The sequence below is a fragment of the Bradyrhizobium sp. genome (assembly GCF_035484855.1).
In the GTDB taxonomy this organism is placed as follows: domain Bacteria; phylum Pseudomonadota; class Alphaproteobacteria; order Rhizobiales; family Xanthobacteraceae; genus Bradyrhizobium.
In genome coordinates, this window is sequence record NZ_DATHOP010000063.1 from 1 (window position 1) to 17,181 (window position 17,181).

The 17,181-nt window shown below is 63.5% G+C and carries 21 protein-coding genes; 13 read left to right on the forward strand and 8 right to left on the reverse strand.

What is annotated here, in order from left to right; all coding sequences use genetic code 11:
• Window positions 1–130 precede the first annotated feature (130 nt).
• From VK804_RS07530 to hemB, 3 genes are all read right to left on the reverse strand, one after another.
• Window positions 131–907: an arginyltransferase gene (locus tag VK804_RS07530; RefSeq protein WP_325369473.1), complete on the reverse strand. Its 777-nt coding sequence runs from the start codon at window positions 905–907 to the stop codon at window positions 131–133.
• 99 nt (window positions 908–1,006) lie between these two features.
• A complete protein-coding gene (locus tag VK804_RS07535; protein WP_325369476.1) occupies window positions 1,007–1,561 on the reverse strand; it encodes an RDD family protein in 555 nt (184 codons plus the stop codon).
• Between the two features lie 233 nt (window positions 1,562–1,794).
• A complete protein-coding gene (gene hemB / locus VK804_RS07540; RefSeq protein WP_325369478.1) occupies window positions 1,795–2,856 on the reverse strand; it encodes a porphobilinogen synthase in 1,062 nt (353 codons plus the stop codon).
• Between the two features lie 154 nt (window positions 2,857–3,010).
• Between hemB and VK804_RS07545 the strand changes: the two genes are divergently transcribed.
• The 4 genes from VK804_RS07545 (at window position 3,011) to VK804_RS07560 (ending at window position 5,222) form a co-directional block, all read left to right on the forward strand.
• Window positions 3,011–3,472: a DUF6163 family protein gene (locus tag VK804_RS07545; RefSeq protein WP_325369480.1), complete on the forward strand. Its 462-nt coding sequence runs from the start codon at window positions 3,011–3,013 to the stop codon at window positions 3,470–3,472.
• A 568-nt stretch (window positions 3,473–4,040) separates the two neighbouring features.
• Entirely contained in the window at window positions 4,041–4,556 is a 516-nt protein-coding gene (ldtR, locus tag VK804_RS07550) for a transcriptional regulator LdtR (RefSeq protein ID WP_325369482.1), read from the forward strand.
• A 203-nt stretch (window positions 4,557–4,759) separates the two neighbouring features.
• Window positions 4,760–4,990, forward strand: coding sequence for a hypothetical protein (locus tag VK804_RS07555; RefSeq protein WP_325369484.1), 231 nt, complete (start codon window positions 4,760–4,762; stop codon window positions 4,988–4,990).
• 10 nt (window positions 4,991–5,000) lie between these two features.
• Complete coding sequence (locus VK804_RS07560; RefSeq protein ID WP_325369486.1) at window positions 5,001–5,222, forward strand: hypothetical protein; 222 nt, start codon at window positions 5,001–5,003, stop codon at window positions 5,220–5,222.
• Window positions 5,223–5,246: 24 nt separating this feature from the next.
• On the opposite strand, the gene VK804_RS07565 is transcribed toward VK804_RS07560, so the two are convergent.
• Entirely contained in the window at window positions 5,247–6,047 is an 801-nt protein-coding gene (locus VK804_RS07565; RefSeq protein ID WP_325369488.1) for an HpcH/HpaI aldolase family protein, read from the reverse strand.
• Window positions 6,048–6,145: 98 nt separating this feature from the next.
• Here VK804_RS07565 and VK804_RS07570 point away from each other — a divergent pair, with 98 nt between their 5' ends.
• Window positions 6,146–6,772 carry a glutathione S-transferase gene (locus VK804_RS07570; protein WP_325369490.1) on the forward strand — a complete coding sequence of 209 codons (627 nt, stop codon included), beginning with the start codon at window positions 6,146–6,148 and terminating at the stop codon, window positions 6,770–6,772.
• 41 nt (window positions 6,773–6,813) lie between these two features.
• Here VK804_RS07570 and VK804_RS07575 read toward each other — a convergent pair whose 3' ends face one another.
• The 4 genes from VK804_RS07575 to VK804_RS07590 form a co-directional block, all read right to left on the reverse strand.
• On the reverse strand, window positions 6,814–6,978 hold the full coding sequence (locus VK804_RS07575; protein WP_325369492.1) for a hypothetical protein: 165 nt from the start codon (window positions 6,976–6,978) through the stop codon (window positions 6,814–6,816).
• A 94-nt stretch (window positions 6,979–7,072) separates the two neighbouring features.
• On the reverse strand, window positions 7,073–8,974 hold the full coding sequence (locus tag VK804_RS07580; protein WP_325369494.1) for an acyltransferase family protein: 1,902 nt from the start codon (window positions 8,972–8,974) through the stop codon (window positions 7,073–7,075).
• Window positions 8,975–9,134: 160 nt separating this feature from the next.
• A complete protein-coding gene (locus VK804_RS07585) occupies window positions 9,135–9,434 on the reverse strand; it encodes a BrnA antitoxin family protein (RefSeq protein ID WP_325369496.1) in 300 nt (99 codons plus the stop codon).
• Entirely contained in the window at window positions 9,421–9,678 is a 258-nt protein-coding gene (locus tag VK804_RS07590; protein ID WP_325369498.1) for a BrnT family toxin, read from the reverse strand. The genes VK804_RS07585 and VK804_RS07590 overlap by 14 nt, the downstream gene beginning before the upstream one ends.
• Window positions 9,679–10,098: 420 nt before the next feature.
• Here VK804_RS07590 and glyA point away from each other — a divergent pair, with 420 nt between their 5' ends.
• From glyA to VK804_RS07630, 8 genes are all read left to right on the forward strand, one after another.
• Entirely contained in the window at window positions 10,099–11,406 is a 1,308-nt protein-coding gene (gene glyA / locus VK804_RS07595; RefSeq protein ID WP_325369500.1) for a serine hydroxymethyltransferase, read from the forward strand.
• A gap of 32 nt (window positions 11,407–11,438) precedes the next feature.
• Window positions 11,439–11,921: a transcriptional regulator NrdR gene (gene nrdR, locus VK804_RS07600; RefSeq protein ID WP_325369502.1), complete on the forward strand. Its 483-nt coding sequence runs from the start codon at window positions 11,439–11,441 to the stop codon at window positions 11,919–11,921.
• A complete protein-coding gene (gene ribD / locus VK804_RS07605) occupies window positions 11,918–13,072 on the forward strand; it encodes a bifunctional diaminohydroxyphosphoribosylaminopyrimidine deaminase/5-amino-6-(5-phosphoribosylamino)uracil reductase RibD (protein ID WP_325369504.1) in 1,155 nt (384 codons plus the stop codon). The genes nrdR and ribD overlap by 4 nt, the downstream gene beginning before the upstream one ends.
• Window positions 13,072–13,680 carry a riboflavin synthase gene (locus VK804_RS07610; RefSeq protein WP_325369506.1) on the forward strand — a complete coding sequence of 203 codons (609 nt, stop codon included), beginning with the start codon at window positions 13,072–13,074 and terminating at the stop codon, window positions 13,678–13,680. The genes ribD and VK804_RS07610 overlap by 1 nt, the downstream gene beginning before the upstream one ends.
• 110 nt (window positions 13,681–13,790) lie before the next feature.
• Complete coding sequence (ribH, locus tag VK804_RS07615; RefSeq protein ID WP_325369508.1) at window positions 13,791–14,282, forward strand: 6,7-dimethyl-8-ribityllumazine synthase; 492 nt, start codon at window positions 13,791–13,793, stop codon at window positions 14,280–14,282.
• Between the two features lie 2 nt (window positions 14,283–14,284).
• Complete coding sequence (gene nusB, locus VK804_RS07620) at window positions 14,285–14,785, forward strand: transcription antitermination factor NusB (protein WP_325369514.1); 501 nt, start codon at window positions 14,285–14,287, stop codon at window positions 14,783–14,785.
• A gap of 115 nt (window positions 14,786–14,900) precedes the next feature.
• Window positions 14,901–15,902, forward strand: coding sequence for a thiamine-phosphate kinase (gene thiL, locus VK804_RS07625; protein ID WP_325369510.1), 1,002 nt, complete (start codon window positions 14,901–14,903; stop codon window positions 15,900–15,902).
• Between the two features lie 355 nt (window positions 15,903–16,257).
• The coding region (locus VK804_RS07630; protein ID WP_325369512.1) for a sodium/proton-translocating pyrophosphatase at window positions 16,258–17,181 on the forward strand (924 nt) is incomplete at its 3' end.

The window sequence follows — 17,181 nt, forward strand, 5'->3', positions numbered from 1 at the left end:
TATGCGATGGGGTGAGGTCTCAACCCTCATGGTGAGGAGCGCGTACCTGCGCGCGTCTCGAACCATGAGGCCGCGATGCTCCCGATCCTTCGAGACGCCGCGCTGCGCGCGGCTCCTCAGGATGAGGCATTCAATCCTGCGGCTCGCTCGCCAGATCGCCTGAAGCCTCGATGCGCAGCCAGCCGGAGGGCGCAAGCCGCTGCTGCGGCAGGAAACGGCCCTTGTAGTCCATCTTCTTGGAGCCTTCGATCCAGTAGCCGAGATAGACGTAAGGCAGGCCCTGCCGCCGGGCCCGGGCGATGTGGTCGAGGATCATGAAGGTGCCGAGCGAACGGCTTTCCTCCTCCGGCTCGAAGAACGAATACACCATCGACAGCCCGTCGCTGAGCACGTCGGTCAGCGCCACCGCCAGCAGGTCCTCGCCGCGGCCGGTGACGCTGGTATCTACGCCGCGGCGGCGATATTCGATGATGCGGGTTTCGACGTGGCTGTCCTCCACCATCATCGCGTAATCCAGCACGGTCATGTCGGCCATGCCGCCATGGCGATGGCGCTGGTCGAGATAGGCGCGGAATACCGAATATTGCTCGGAGGTCGGCACCGCGCTGCGCTGCTCGCCTGATATGTCGGCGTTGCGCGCGAGAATCTTTCTGAAATTGCGCGAGGGCCGGAACTCGTTGGCGACGACGCGAACCGAAACGCAGGCGCGGCATTGGTCGCAGGCCGGGCGGTAGGCGATCGACTGGCTGCGCCGGAAGCCGCCATGGGTGAGCAGGTCGTTGAGGTCGCCGGCCTTGTCGCCGACCAGATGCGTGAACACCTTGCGCTCGTGCCGGCCCGGCAGATACGGGCAGGGCGAGGGCGCCGTCAGGTAGAATTGCGGGGTGTCGCGCGAATGCTGGGTCACGGGATCGGGTCAGCCTCCGAAGCATCGGGCAGATAGCATCGCGCCGCGGAGGCTGATGGTCAATCCGTTTGACCAGGGGATCAAACGCTTTGGCCGGACTCAGAAGGTCCGCGCCGGTTGCGCCACGGGGTTACGGACCGAGCTGTTGATAACCACGGTTCCCAGCACGATGTCGTGCAGCAGCCGGCGGCGGCTGTTGAGCAGCCCGACCAGCAGCACCAGCGGCGTCAGGAACGAGATCGACACCCAGAACAGCACGGCATGGGTGGCGCCGAGCACGAAGTAGCCGGGCGCGCCGTACCAGGTGCGCAGCTCCAGATCCATCACGCGCATGCCGATGGTGGCCGAATGCGGTCCGCCGATGCTTGCGCCGTAATATACCACCGCCCAGACCACCGTGGCCGGCCACGCCAGCCAGAACAGCGCCCAGCCGAGGCCCAGCGTGATCAGGCCGAATACGGCGATGAACAGGTAGCCGAAGATCACGGGCACCGAGAGCACCACGAGGTCGATCAGGAACGCGAACACCCGCCGCGTCAGCACGCCGCGAAACAATTCCGGCTGCGTCCACGGATCGAACGCATCCGGCGGAACATTCGGCGCCCCGCCGCCGCGCCAGGCCCCGCCGCTATTGCCCGAACCGCTATACGACATGATCAGTCCTCCCGACTGTGCATTCCCGATCAGGACATGGGAACCGGCTTCGTAGGCGCAAGACCCTAAGGATCATTAACTGGCGGAAACATTCGGGCGATTCCGGGGACGAAGGCTATACCCTACCGTCATTGCGAGCGCAGCGAAGCAATCCATGCCACAACAAGCGGAGAGATGGATTGCTTCGCTGCGCTCGCAATGACGTGGAGAGGTCGGTGCGAACACGCTAGTGCCTACTTCTCCGCCTTCAGCTTCTCCGCCGCCTGCGCCGCAAAATACGTCAAGATCCCGTCGGCGCCGGCGCGCTTGAAGGCGAGCAGGCTTTCCATCATGGCCCGTTCGCCGTCGATCCAGCCATTGGCGCTGGCCGCCGCGATCATCGCGTATTCGCCGGAGACCTGGTAGGCAAAGGTCGGCATCCCGAACGTGTCCTTGACCCGCCGCAGCACGTCGAGATAGGGCATGCCCGGCTTCACCATCACCATGTCGGCGCCCTCGGCGATGTCGAGTTCGACCTCGCGCAGCGCCTCGTCGGAATTGGCGCTGTCCATCTGATAGGTGCGCTTGTCGCCGGTCAGCGTCTTCGCGGAGCCTACGGCATCGCGGAACGGGCCGTAGAAGGCGGAGGCGTATTTCGCGGCATAGGCCATGATCTGCACGTCGAGGAAGCCGGCCGCATCCAGCCCCTGCCGGATCGCGCCGACCCGGCCGTCCATCATGTCCGACGGTGCGATGATGTCGCAGCCGGCCTCGGCCTGCACCAACGCTTGCCGCACCAGCACCGCGACCGTCTCGTCGTTGAGGATCGTGCCGTCGGCCATCAATCCATCATGGCCATGGCTGGTGTAGGGATCGAGCGCGACGTCGCAGAGCAGGCCGATGTCGGGAAATTCCTCCTTGATCGCGCGCACCGATTTGCAGACGAGATTGTCGGCATTGAGCGCCTCAGAGCCGTCCTCGTCGCGCAGGGCGGGATCGGTATAGGGAAACAGCGCGATGCAGGGGATGTTCAGCTTCATGGCACGCTCGGCCTCGCGCACCGCCTGATCGACGGAAAGCCGTTCCACGCCGGGCATCGAGGTGACCTTCGTGCGCTTGCCGTGGCCGTCGGCCACGAACAGCGGCCAGATCAGGTCGTCCGTTGTCAGCACGTTCTCCCGCACCATCCGCCGCGCCCATTCCGCCTTGCGGTTGCGGCGCGGGCGGACCGAAAGCTCGAGGGAGAAGGCGGAAACCGCAGCCGGATGCCGCGGCGTGTCGCGCATTTCGATCGGACGCCCGAATTTGATCGCCATTTTGCATCTCTCCTGCGGCAGAATCCGACCCTAGCACCTTGCAGGGCGCCCGTCACCGCGGCCTTGACCTGCCGCAACGGCCGATTGATTTTGCCGCGCCGAGGGGCCATGAGTGCTGTCCACGGAGAATGCCGCCCGAACATGAGCGATCCGGATGTCTGAAACCCCCTCGCGCGAGACCTCGCGGGACAATGCCATGTCGGTGGCGGCGATCTCGTCGGAGCGGATCGAGAGCGACGACAACGTCTGGACCCGGCGGCTGGTGCTGTTCCTGCGCATCATGGCGGTGTTTTCGGTGATCAAGGGTCTCTATCACTGGGCGCAGGTCACGGGCTTCATCGGCGGCGAGGAAGACGCCTTCGAGAACCAGTCGATGGCGTGGCAGACCGCGACCATCTATTTCGCGGTCATCGAACTGGTCGCAGCCGTCGGACTCTGGCTCGCAACGCCCTGGGGCGCGGTGGTGTGGCTGACCACCGTGGTGTCGATGGCGGTGATCGAGCTGATGTTTCCGGGAATCTACGGCGGCAGCCTCACGGTGGTGGCGGTGGAAGCGCTGATGCTCGCCGGCTATCTGGCGCTGGCGTGGATGGCCGCGCGCGAACGTCCGCCATAACAAAGGCCTCATCCTGAGAGCCTGACCGAAAAATGCAGCCAGCATTTTCGGACCCTCTTGGTGTCCGAGAGCGAATCGCTTTCTTCGTCATGGCCGGGCTTGTCCCGGCCATCCACGTCTTTCTTGCTGCGACGTCTGTGAAGACGTGGATGCCCGGGACAAGCCCGGGCATGACGGGGTTTGTATAGCCGCCGATTTTAGTGGCTGCATTTCGAGTCAGACTCTCCGGATGAAGTCCGGAGTTTTTCCGCAAATATCCCGGTAACTTTTCGGTCACCTTAAACGCGCCGGTCACACCTGTTACGGCGACGTTTCGAATTTGAGCTCTCCTGTTCCCATATGCGACAGCTCAAAAGACGAAGCGTGAACAGGGGCGCTTCAGCCTCAATGAAACGTTGCGAAAAACCCTTATATTGCGGGCTTAATCCGCAATTTACTGTCTTAAATTCATGATCTCTTTATTGTCTTGTTTAAGCTGATCTTCAAACGCCCCGCTTAAGTTGAGGCTATCAGACGGGACCAAAGTTTCGTCGAATAAGTCGATAAAAACGACAGCAGGGGAAGTGTCATGATGAAAGCCGTTGCGACGGCGGTGGAGACCGCTGAACGCGCTCCGGGGCAAGCTCCGGTGCAGCCGCTCTATCTCGAAGCGTTGACCTTGGTGGAGCGGCTGCATCGCCGCCTGCTCGACGTCATCAAGGATGAATTCGATCGCCGCGGCCGCGCCGACATCAATTCGGTGCAGGCATTGCTGCTCTATAACATCGGCGACAAGGAGCTGACCGCGGGCGAGTTGCGCACGCGCGGTTACTATCTCGGCTCCAACGTCTCCTACAATCTGAAGAAGCTGGTCGAACTCGGCTTCCTCGATCATCAGCGCTCGCGCGTCGATCGCCGCTCGGTGCGCATCCGCCTGACCACGCAGGGCCAGGAGATCCGCAAGATCGTCGAGGCGCTGTACCAGAAGCACGTCAAGACGGTGGAGCAGGTCGGCGGCATCTCGAACGAGGAGTTCGCGACGCTGAACAAGTCGCTGCACCGGCTCGAGCGGTTCTGGACCGACCAGATCCTGTATCGGCTCTGAGGTTTTCGGCCAAGCCGGCCGTTTCAAAAGACCGGCAGCCACTCGATCAAGAGACACTTCCCCAGGCGCATCGGCCCGGCTTTTCCCGGACCGGTGCGCTTTGCTTTTTTAAGGTTCTTCAAGAGGGCGCAAAATCCGGTTTCCCAAAATGGAACTTTTGCCCGCCGGCGGGATTATCCGCCCGTACCGGAGGGAAGAAGACCATGCTGGTCGAGCGCGGATTGCGGGTGCTGAATGTCGAGGCGGTCGGCGACGCCTACGCCATCGCCTCCAATTACCTGCGCCGTTCCGGCGCCATCGCCGATACCTTCGTCACCAATGAGCGGCTGCTGCAGATCATTGTCGAGATGTTTCAGCGCGGCGAAATGAACAAGCTCAAGCTCGCCAACAAGGCGATCGTCCAATTCGAAGCCGCAACGCTCATCACGTCCTGAAGAGGATCTCATGGAACCCGCCATCGATCGCATCATGATGACCTACGATCTCCTGATGAACCGCACCGCCGCCGCGAGCGCGGAAGCGCGGACGAAAGTGACGGACTACGTCGCCACGCTGTTCGAGGCCGGCGAGAAGGACATGCACCGGCTGACCGTGTGCGGGCTGACCTACCTGCGCGAACTCGACGGCTCCAGCGATCCGGTGAAGGCCGGGTTTACGGGGCTGTGAGAGGCGAGCCGCACGCGCCAGGCTTTACTGCGCCCCGCGCTCGGCTTCGACCTTCCTGAAGAAAGCCGAACGGAGATTGGCGCCGGCCAGAATGTAGGCGTGATCCGATCCCGTCAGGATGAAATGCGCGCCCAGATCAGCGTAGCGCTTCATGGCGTCCAACTCGTAGACGCCGCCCATGCCGAGGAACTTGCCCGCCTTGCGGCAGGCTGCGCCGACGCTGCGGTAGGCTTCCTCCACGCGAGGGTGCAGGATTTGTCCGGATATCCCCATCTCCGCCGTGAGGTCGGAGGTTCCGATCAGCAATCCGTCGATCCCGTCCACTTCGGCAATCGCTTCGGCATTGGCGAGCCCTTCGACGCTCTCGATCATCGCGACCACAAGGATTTCCGGGTTGATCGCGGCCTGGGCCTCGGCGCTCCCCGGGGTCTTGTAGCCGTAGAGCGCGGATGGTCCGCCCCAGCTCCGCGACCCCAAAGGCGGATAGCGAAAGGCGCTCGCGATGCGCCGGGCCTGATCGGCCGTATCGACATGCGGTACGATGACGCCCGCGGCGCCGTTATCGAGCGCCCGTGTGCCTTGATCGAGCGCACCGGCGCAGATGCGGACGATCGGGGTGATGCCGGTCGGCAACGCCGCGACGCAGATTTGGGCGACGTCATCCTGCGAGAACGCGCCGTGCTCCATGTCGATGAACAGCCAGTCGTGCCCGGCCGCGGCCGCGAGCATGCCCGCCGCCGCACTGCGCAAATGATGCAGGCCAAATCCGAGCGCGATCCCGCCGGTGCGCAATTTCCTGATCGTGGCGTTCTCGACAAGGGGCATCCGTTTCTCCGTGAGCGCTGGTGTCGCAAATGCTATAGCATGGACTACTGGAAGCCCCCGTCAAAGCCGGGCAGACGAGATTTTCTCGAGGAAACCCCATGCTCACCCTGCATCACCTCAACGACTCCCGCTCGCAGCGAATCCTTTGGCTGCTGGAAGAACTCGGCGCGCCCTACGAGATGACCCGCTACCAGCGCAACGCCGCCACCAGGCTCGCGCCGCCGGAGTTGACCGCGGTGCACCCGCTCGGCAAGTCGCCCGTCATCGCCGACGGCGAGGTCAGAATCGCGGAGTCCGGCGCCATCGTGGATTATCTGATCCGCACCTATGGCAAGGGCGCGATGATGCCCGCCCTCGGCAGCCCCGACTATGAGACCTATAACGAGTGGCTGCATTATGCCGAGGGCTCGGCGATGCTGCCGCTGATGCTCAACCTCTACGTGTCGCGGTTGAAGGAAGCGGGCGCGCCGCTGCATCCGCGCATCGACAGCGAAATCGCAAATCACCTCGGCTATGTCGATGGCGCGCTGAGCGGCAGGGAATTCTTCGTCGGCCGATCGCTCACCGGCGCCGATATCCAGATGAGCTTTGTCGGCGAGATGGCAAAGGTGTTCGACAAGCTAGGGCCCTATCCGAACCTGAGCGGCTGGCTGGCGCGGATGCACGCGCGGCCGGCATTCCAGCGCTCGATCGAGAAGGGTGGGGCGTACCGGTTCGCGACGTGAACTGGCGCGTGATTCCGGAATGCGCCGCTGGGCGCAGAGGGCTACTCGGTCAATTCGTGCGATCGTTGATCCAGGTTCTCGACCAGGAGCTGCCTGTAATGGACAGCCATCTCCCGATAGTGCTGCCTGGAGACGGGATCAACCGCGCTGTCAGCGCGCTGCTCGAACATTTCGGCTTTCTGCCGGAGAACCGCCGCGTCGGACATTGGCTCGCTCCCTTTTGGGGTGACTTAAGGATTGGTCGCGCGAGCTGAAGGCGGAATGCTTCACGATCGGGTGAAGTCGGGCAAAAAAGCGAGCCTATTCCTGTCCCTTTTCCTGCCCGAGATCGCGCAGAATTACCGGCGCGATGCGGTCGATCAGGTATTTCGATCCGGCCGGTGTCAGGTGCACTTGATCGGCGACCAGAAGCTGGTTGCCGATCCGATCGAGACAGCCGGATGCATCGCAAAACGCCGCTCTCGCCGAAACATATTCAACTCCAGCGGTTTCGGCGTAGCCTTTCATGAGTTCGTTTTCCTCATCGACGAAGAGCGACGTGCGCTCTGGGAGCACGCTGCCTGTCCTTCGATAATAGGTCAGGACGGCCGCCGGCAGTCCATCGGACCAGGCGGGCACCCGTCCGATGATGATGATGTGCTTGATCCCAAGCGAGCGCAGCGCGTCGACCGATGGCCGCAAGTCGTCGGGACCGGTCACCAGCCAGAGCGCATGCAGCAGGACGACATCGGGATGCGCTCCAGCAAGCAGGTCAAAGACCTCACGGTTGCGGCCAAGGCAGGCGTCGGTCATGTTGTAGGCCGTAGCGGAGAGCAGCGGCTGGCAGGATGAGACGGTCAACTGGGCGATCCCGAATGGCGCCCGTGACTGCAGGGCTCTTAGCCCCGGCATCAGCGCACCCGCGATCGAATCGCCCAGCAGTGCGACAAGGGGCCGGTTGTGCTCGATGCAATCAGGGGTAAAATCCTGGTACTCCCTGTTGAGCATGCATTGGTCGATCCGCGATTCCGGCGCGCCGGGGTGAACGTCGACGAGCGCTGCGATGTCCTTTGGAAGCGGGGGCGGCGCCCAGAGGACGACGACGGCGGCCGTGGCGACCGCGGCCATGCCTGCCAGCGCCGTTTTGCTGCCGCCCATCCTGCCCGAACGGATCGGCCGCTCGATGAAGTGATAGGTCAGCCAGGCAAGCGCCGTTGCGGCAAGGATCGCGAGCAGGGATTCCCACATCGTTAGCGGACGGAACAGATAGGTTCGCAAAAAGACCAGCAGCGGCCAATGCCAGAGATAGAGCGGATAGCTGATCCGGCCAATTGCGGCGGCAAGCGGGTGGGACAGAATCGTGCGGCTGAAGAAGCTGCCCTGGCCGAGAATCGTAAGGCCGGCTCCGAGAACGGGAACCAGAGCAGCCCAGCCCGGAAAAACCGTCCCGTCGCTGTAGGTGAAGAACGTTATTCCGCAGATGACGCCGAGCGCACCAAGGATTTCTCTCAGCCCGCCGTTCTTGATGGCGACGCCCACCAGCAACGCGCCCGCCATCAGTTCCCAGGCACGCGTCAACGGCAAATAAAACGTCGCCTGCGGATGGGATCTGACCAGCGCGACATTCAGCGCGAAGGAGGCGGTGATGACCACGGCAATCACGGTGGCTCGCCAGTTTCGCGGCGTCAGCCAGAGCGCAAGCGGCCAAACGAGGTAAAACTGCTCCTCGATGCCCAGCGACCACAGGTGCAACAACGGTTTGAGATGCGCCGCTATGTCGAAGTAGCCGGCTTCCGACAGCAGCATGAAATTGGCGCTGAAGAAGGCGCTGGCGATTGCATTCTTGGCCAGTGAGGTCAGTTCCGAAGGCAGCAAGATCTTCAGCGCGAGCGTGGCGGCGAGCACAAGGATCAGGGCCGGAAATATTCGGCGTATGCGGCGGGCATAGAAATCGAGAAAGCTGAATCCCGCCGGGCCATCGAGGCCCTCGATGATGATGCCGGTGATCAGATAGCCCGAGATGACGAAGAAGGTATCGACGCCGACGAAGCCGCCTGGAACCAGCTTCGGGAAGGCATGATAGAGCACGACCGCGATGACGGCGACGGCACGAAGTCCGTCGATGTCGGCACGGTACCGCAGGCGAGGGGGCAAGGGCGGCGGTGGCATCGGCAACGCGGCATATCCGCTTGGTCGCGGGGCTGCCAGCAATTTTGGCTCCATGGGCGGATCGCAATCGGCTTGTTGCCCTCAGGTCCCCACCATATATTGCATAAATACAGGGCAGGAACCGCAAGCCCTGGGCCGCCGCCCGATCAGATCATTCGCGACGGCGCAAGGCTGCGTGTCTCATGTCGATGCAGGCCCCGAAGGTGGTTGAAGATCACCTAACCTTCGCCCGCTCCAGCGCATTCGCCATTCTAGCGCGCCATTCATCGCCAGCTGCCGTCTTGAACTTTTCGACGACGTCCGGTGACAAGCGAAGGGTAACGGCCTCCTTCGGCTTATCGACCTTCGGACGGCCACGCGATCGCTTGATGTTGGCATGCATCTCGGGGAACAGCTCGCTAAATGGCTTTGCCCGAGCGAAATCCTCCTTCGTCCATTCCGGGTTATCGGAAACGGCCCCCATATCCGCTTTGGTGTAGCCGGGTTTGGTTCGGCTGGTTTTAGCTTTGGGCATTGTAGAGCTTTCTTTCTTTTCTTGAGGCGGGACGCATCGAGATTACCGAAATTCCCTCAAGACCGAGGGTTACGAACACGACGGAGATGACACCATTCACGTCCTTGCCGATTGCAAGGTAACGACCGCTCTTGCCCGAAATGACGAGCGCATCAGCGAAGAAATCCTCGGTCAATGCGGCGAAGTCCAAGCCGTGCTTGACGATGTTCGCGATGCGCTTTGGTTGGTCCCAAATAATCTTCACGGGCATTACTCGTACACGATAAAAGGCTGACGGTCGACAATAAAAGTGTACGATAAATATGTCGTAGCGACGGCTGGGACCATCCGAAGCCGTGAATCTTCACTATCTTCGCGGAGCAGCCGTCGTTCCGGCCTTGAGTCGGAACCCATACGCTGCGGTGATCATTGAGCGGGCTGGCGGTCGCCTTTAAGCCGTTGGCGGCGGTGGTTATGGGCCCCGGCTCCGGGCCGGGGCGACGCGGAGTGGGGCATCTGGAACTCGACCCCCATCCACCATATCTTGCATAAATATCAGGCTCCTACCGCAAGCCCTTGGCCATTTCCGCCCGATATGCTATCCCGCCAGAACCACTTCCGAGCCTTTAACTGTGACCGTCCGCACCCCGCCTCAAAGGCTTGCGGCGGTGGAGATATTTCGCCGATGAGCCCTTCCGCCACCAGCATCAAGACCACGTCCGCGCCCGACTCGTTCTTTACCGCGACCCTTGCCGAGGCCGATCCCGAGATCGCCGCTGCGATTGCGGGCGAACTCGGCCGCCAGCGCCATGAGATCGAGCTGATCGCATCTGAGAACATCGTCAGCCGCGCGGTGCTGGAAGCGCAGGGCTCGGTGATGACCAACAAATACGCCGAGGGCTATCCGGGCAACCGCTATTACGGCGGCTGCGAATGGGTCGACGTCGCCGAGACGCTGGCGATCGATCGCGCCAAAAAACTGTTCGGCGCAAACTTCGCCAATGTGCAGCCGAATTCCGGGAGCCAGATGAACCAAGCGGTATTCTTGGCGCTGCTCGCCCCCGGCGACACTTTCATGGGCCTCGACCTCGCCGCCGGCGGCCATCTCACCCACGGCGCGCCCGTCAACATCTCCGGAAAATGGTTCAAGGCCCAGCACTACACCGTGCGCCGCGACGACCAGATCATCGACATGGATGCGGTCGCCCGCCGCGCCGAGGAAGTGAAGCCGAAGCTGATCATCGCCGGCGGCTCGGCCTATTCGCGCGCCTGGGATTTCAAGCGTTTTCGCGAGATCGCAGACCACGTCGGCGCCTATTTCATGGTCGACATGGCGCATTTTGCCGGTCTCGTGGCCGGCGGCGTGCATGCTTCTCCGGTGCCGCACGCCCATGTCACCACCACCACCACCCATAAATCGCTGCGCGGGCCGCGCGGCGGCCTGCTGCTGTGGAACGACGAGACGCTGACGAAAAAATTCAACTCGGCAGTCTTCCCGGGCCTGCAGGGCGGCCCGCTGATGCATGTGATCGCGGCGAAAGCCGTGGCGTTCGCCGAAGCTTTGCGGCCGGACTTCAAGATCTACGCCAGGAACGTGGTCGAGAATGCCAAGGCGCTGGCGGAAGCTCTCCGCGCCAACGGCCTCGACATCGTCTCCGGCGGCACCGACAACCATCTGATGCTGGTCGATCTCCGGCCGAAGGGCCTCAAAGGCAACGTGTCGGAAAAGGCCCTGGTGCGCGCGGCGATCACCTGCAACAAGAACGGCATTCCCTTCGATCCCGAGACGCCTTTCGTGACCTCCGGCCTCCGCCTCGGCACACCAGCGACGACCACGCGCGGCTTTGGGATCGCCGAATTCAAGCAGGTCGCAGGTCTCATCGCCGAAGTGCTCAACGCCATCGCGCAGTCGCAGGACGGCAAGGCGCCACTGGTGGAAGCGGCGGTCAAGGAACGCGTCAAGGCGCTCACCGATCGCTTCCCGATCTATTAGTAACGTATTGGTATCAATGAGGTTTAAGCCGGATGCGTTGCCCCAGTTGCAACAGTCTCGATACCCAGGTCAAGGACTCCCGTCCGACCGAGGATTCCGCGGTGATCCGGCGGCGGCGGGTCTGCGTCGCCTGCAATTTCCGCTTTACGACGTTTGAGCGGGTGCAGTTGCGCGAGCTCACGGTAATAAAACGCAACGGTCGCAGGGTGCCGTTCGACCGCGACAAGGTGGTGCGCTCGCTGCAGGTTTCGCTGCGCAAGCGCCCGGTCGATCCTGAAAGGGTCGAGAAGATGGTGTCCGCCATCGTGCGCGAGCTCGAAAGCGGCGGCGAGGCGGAAGTGTCCTCCGAAGTGATCGGCGAGATCGTGATGGAGCATCTGCGCCAGCTCGACGATGTCGCCTATGTCCGCTTCGCCTCGGTGTATCGCAACTTCCGCGAGGCCAAGGATTTTGAAGCCGTGCTCGGCGAACTCTCGGCCGACGACGACGCGCGGATCGCCCTGTTACGCAAATGATCTTCCGCATCCTGGAAGACCAGTACGCCGAAAAATCGAAGCAATCGAAAGAAGCCGACCGGCGCTTCATGAGGCTGGCGCTGACGCTCGGCCGGCGCGGGCAGGGCCGCACCTGGCCCAATCCGGCCGTCGGCGCGGTCGTGGTCAAGGACGGCGTCATTGTCGGCCGCGGCTGGACCCAACCCGGCGGCCGTCCCCATGCCGAGCCGGTGGCGTTGGCTCGTGCCGGCGAGGCCGCGCGCGGCGCGACGCTTTATGTGACGCTGGAGCCGTGCTCGCATGTCGGCAAGTCGCCGCCCTGCGCCGACGCGATCATCGCTGCAGGCATCGCGCGTGTGGTTTCCGCGATCGAGGATCCCAATCCGCTGGTGGCGGGCCAAGGCCACGCAAAACTCCGCGCCGCCGGCATTGCGGTCGATGTCGGGCTTTGCGCTGATGAGGCCGCCTACGACCATGCCGGACATTTCCGGCGCGTCCGCGACAAGCGCCCGCATGTGATCCTGAAACTCGCCGTCTCCGCCGACGACAAGATCGCAGCCGTCGGGCACAAGCCGGTCGCTATCACAGGTGAAGCTGCGAAAGCGCGGGTGCATCTGTTGCGCGCGCAATGCGACGCCGTGCTGGTCGGGATCGGCACGGTGCTGGCGGACGATCCGCTGCTGACCTGCCGGCTGCCGGGCATGGAAGCGCGTTCGCCGGTGCGGGTGATATTGGATCGGGCGCTTCGCATCCCCGGCACATCAAAACTGGTGCATTCGGCGCGCGAGACCAGGCTGTGGGTGATGACCTCGGAGCTATCGGAAGCGCCGGCCGCGATGAAGCTCGGCGCGGCCGGGGCGCAGGTGATCCGCATCGCCGCCACATCGGCTCCGCCGCCCGGCCTCGACCTTCCGGCCGTGCTGCATGCGCTTGCCGCTGATGGAATCACCCGGCTGCTGGTGGAAGGCGGCGCGCGGGTGGCGGCCTCGTTCGTCAAGGCCGGCCTCGTCGACGAAGTCTGGCTGCTGCGCGGTCCTGATCCGATCGGCGCCGACGGCGTCCCGGCCCTGGACGCATTGCCGCTCTCCGTTCTCACCGGCTCGCCTGCATTCAAGCCACGTGCTAGCGAGACGCTGCAAAAGGACACCCTGACCATTTACGAGCGCGCGTAATGTTCACCGGCATCGTTACCGACATCGGCGAAATCGTCAGCCTCAAGCCGACCGCGCAGGGGCAATTGCATCGGCTGCGCATCGCCTGCCGCTACGACCGCTCAACCATCGCCGATGGCGCCTCGATCGCCTGCAACGGCGTCTGCCTCACCGTGGTGGCCTCCGGCGTCGATGACGGCAAGACCTGGTTCGACGTCGATGCCGCCGCGGAAACGCTTGCCATGACCACCGCGAAGCACTGGGCCGCCGGGACAAGACTCAATCTGGAGCGCGCGCTGAAGATCGGCGACGAACTCGGCGGCCACATCGTCGCCGGCCATGCGGACGGCATCGCCAGCATCCTTGCGCGCGCCGATCTGCCCGACATGGCGCGGTTCGAGCTTGCCACCACCCGCGAACTGGCGCGCTTCATCGCGGCCAAAGGTTCGGTAACGCTGGATGGCGTGTCGCTGACGGTGAATACCGTCGATGACACGGCGTTTTCGGTGCTGATCATCCCGCACACCCTCAATGTGACGACGCTGAGCGGCTGGCGGCAGGGCAGCGAGGTCAATCTCGAAGTCGACCTGATGGCCCGCTACGCCGCGCGGCTTGCGGAAATGAAGTAGCCGTTTGCCACAATTCGTCATACGCGGGCTTGACCCGCGTATCCATCCTCTTAAGGAGATGGATTGCCGGGTCGAAGCCCGGCAATGACGGTATTTTCGGATGAGAAACAATGGCCGACGCACGGCGCGCACCCCTGAAAGACCGGACCGACATCACAGGCGCGCGGGCGCTGATCGTCGAGGCGCGCTTCTATGACGACATCCAGGATGCTTTGCTGGAAGGCGCGGTCAGGGAGCTGAAGACCGCCGGCCTCACGCATGACATCATCACCGTGCCCGGTTCGCTGGAAATCCCCGCGGCGATCGCGATCGCGCTCGATGCCGCCGAGAAAAACGCAAAGCCCTATGACTGCGCCATCGCGCTCGGCTGCGTGATCCGCGGCGACACCATCCATTTCGAGATCGTGTCGATGGAATCCTCCCGCGCGCTGATGGACCTCGCGGTGGCGCGAAAGTTTCCGCTCGGCAACGGCATCATCACCGTCGACACCGAGGCGCAGGCCTGGGCGCGGGCGCGTGCCGGCGAACTCGACAAGGGCGGCGACGCCGCGCGCGCGGCCTTGGCGATGCTGCGGATCAAACGACGCCTGGCGCGGACCTGATGATGGCAGAGACCAAGAAGGCAAAACCGGCCAAGGGTACCGAGAAGAAAGCCAACCGGCGCGGCGCGGCACGGCTCGCCGCGGTGCAGGCGCTTTATCAAATGGATATCGCCGGCGCCGGGATCAACGACATCTTTGCCGAGTTCGAGAGCCATTGGCTGGGCGGCGAGGTCGAGGGCGACAAATATCTGCCGGCAGAGGCCGCGTTCTTCAGGGATGTGGTTGCCGGCGTGGTGCGCGACCAGGCCAAGCTCGATCCCATGATCGACGAGGCGCTGTCGAAAGGCTGGCCGTTGAAGCGGATCGACGCCATCCTGCGCGCGGTGCTGCGCGCCGGTTCCTACGAACTGGAACATCGCAAGGACGTGCCCGGCCGCGTCGTGGTGTCGGAATATGTCGACGTCGCGCACGCCTTTGTCGAGGCGGAGGAGACCGGCATGGTGAATGCGGTGCTCGACCAGATCGCGCGTCAATTCCGCGCCGACGAGTTTTCGCGGGGGTAGCAGTCGTCATTGCGAGGAGCACTTGCGACGAAGCAATCCACTTGCTTTGCTGCGCGATGGATTGCTTCGCTTCGCTCGCAATGACGGTTAATGTTGCGGGACGAGCACGGACATTATGACGAATCGCAAAGAACCAGCATCCGGCGAAGACTCCCTCATCGCCCGCTATTTCGAGCCGCTCGCGACCGACCCCGGCGCGTTCGGGCTCGCCGACGATGCGGCGGTGCTGCAGGCACGCGGCGAGGACATCGTCGTGACCACCGACGCCATCGTCGAAGGCGTGCATTTTCTGGCCGACGATCCGCCTGATACCATCGCGCGCAAGGCGCTGCGCGTGAACCTGTCCGATCTCGCAGCGAAGGGCGCCAACCCGGCCGGTTTCGTGCTGACATTGGCGCTGCGCGCAGCCGACGATGCCTGGCTGACGGCGTTCGCGCGCGGGCTGGGCGAGGATGCAAGCCGCTTCGACTGTCCGCTGCTCGGCGGCGATACCGTTTCCACGCCGGGTCCGCTGATGATCTCGATCACGGCGTTCGGACGCGTGCCCGCGGGCAAGATGGTCCATCGCAGCGGCGCGAAACCTGGCGATCGTATCGTGGTGACGGGAACGATCGGCGATGCCGCGCTCGGTCTCGATGTCCTGAAGGGTGGCGCGCTTGCCGCGGCCCTTGCCGGCGACGTCGCGGCGAAGGAGATGGTGACCGGACGCTATCGCGTACCGCAGCCGCGCAACGCGCTGGCGCTGACGTTGCGCGATCACGCGCATGCGGCAATGGATGTCTCCGACGGTCTCGCCGGAGATCTGGCGAAACTCTGCGCGGCATCAGGCGTATCCGCCGTGATCGATGCGCCTAGTGTCCCGTTGTCTACGCCCGCGGCATCGCTGCTCACGCGCGCCATCATCGGCATCGAGGCCATCCTCTCGGGCGGCGACGACTACGAGATTCTTTGCGCGATCCCGGAGGATCGCGTCGAGGCGTTCGTGCAAGCTGCTGCCGCGGCCGGCGTAGCCGCGACTCCGATCGGGACAATTCTGGCCGGCACGCAGCCTCCGAAATTCCTGGACGGGCAGGGCGGCGAGATCGTGCTGCGGCGGCTGTCCTACAGCCATTTCTGACCGGCGGTCTCCCGGTTTCCTCGACATCACCATGGTGGGACAGCGCCGTTTGATTCGAATTACGCATCGGTCTGCGATGCGGCCGTACGGACCAGGTCGGCCGCCGAATCCATTGGATTTCCGAAGCGACATCGCTTCCGCGCCGGGATTTACGGCCAAACCGGAAATCGCACCCAAATACCTGCCGAAATCGGTCCTTTTTGGTCTCGGCGGCGTTGCGCCGGGCAGGTGATTTTGGCATGGTCCCGCCGATTTAAGGCCGCTCTTTTGGGCAGGGCAGGCCTTCTTTTTACGCGTCCGCCGCTCCCGCGGTAATCGGGCGTAGGTTGAGAATCAAAGATCTGAGGCAGATTCAATGACAGCATTATGGGCGATTGTGCTCTGCGGAGCGCTTTCCATCGTTTACGCCATCTGGGCGACGGCTTCGGTCATGAAGGCCGATGCCGGCAATCCGCGGATGCAGGAGATCGCGGCCGCCGTGCGCGAGGGCGCGCAGGCCTATCTCAAGCGCCAGTACATGACCATCGGGCTCGTCGGCATCGTGATCTTCGCGCTGCTGGCCTATTTCCTGGGCATGCTGGTCGCGGTGGGCTTCCTGATCGGCGCGGTGTTGTCGGGCGCGGCCGGCTTCATCGGCATGAACGTCTCGGTTCGGGCCAACGTGCGCACGGCGCAGGCGGCGACCACCTCGCTCGCCGGCGGCCTCGAGCTCGCCTTCAAGGCCGGCGCGATCACCGGCATGCTGGTGGCGGGTCTGGCGCTGCTCGGCGTCACCCTCTATTTCGCCTATCTCACCCACTTCCTGGACCTTGCCGCCAACAGCCGCACCGTGGTCGACGCGCTGGTGGCGCTCGGCTTCGGCGCTTCGCTGATTTCGATCTTCGCACGTCTCGGCGGCGGCATCTTCACCAAGGGCGCCGACGTCGGCGGCGATCTGGTCGGCAAGGTCGAGGCCGGCATCCCGGAAGACGATCCGCGCAACCCGGCCACTATCGCCGACAATGTCGGTGACAATGTCGGCGACTGCGCCGGCATGGCGGCCGACCTGTTCGAGACCTATGCGGTGACTACGGTCGCCACCATGATTCTCGCGGCGATCTTCTTCGGCAGTGCCGGCAGCGACATGTTGTTGAAGATGATGACGCTTCCGTTGGCCATCGGCGGCATCTGCATCATTGCCTCGATCATCGGCACGTTCTTCGTCAAGCTCGGCGCCAGCCAGTCGATCATGGGCGCGCTCTACAAGGGCATGCTTGCAACCGCGATCCTTGCACTTATC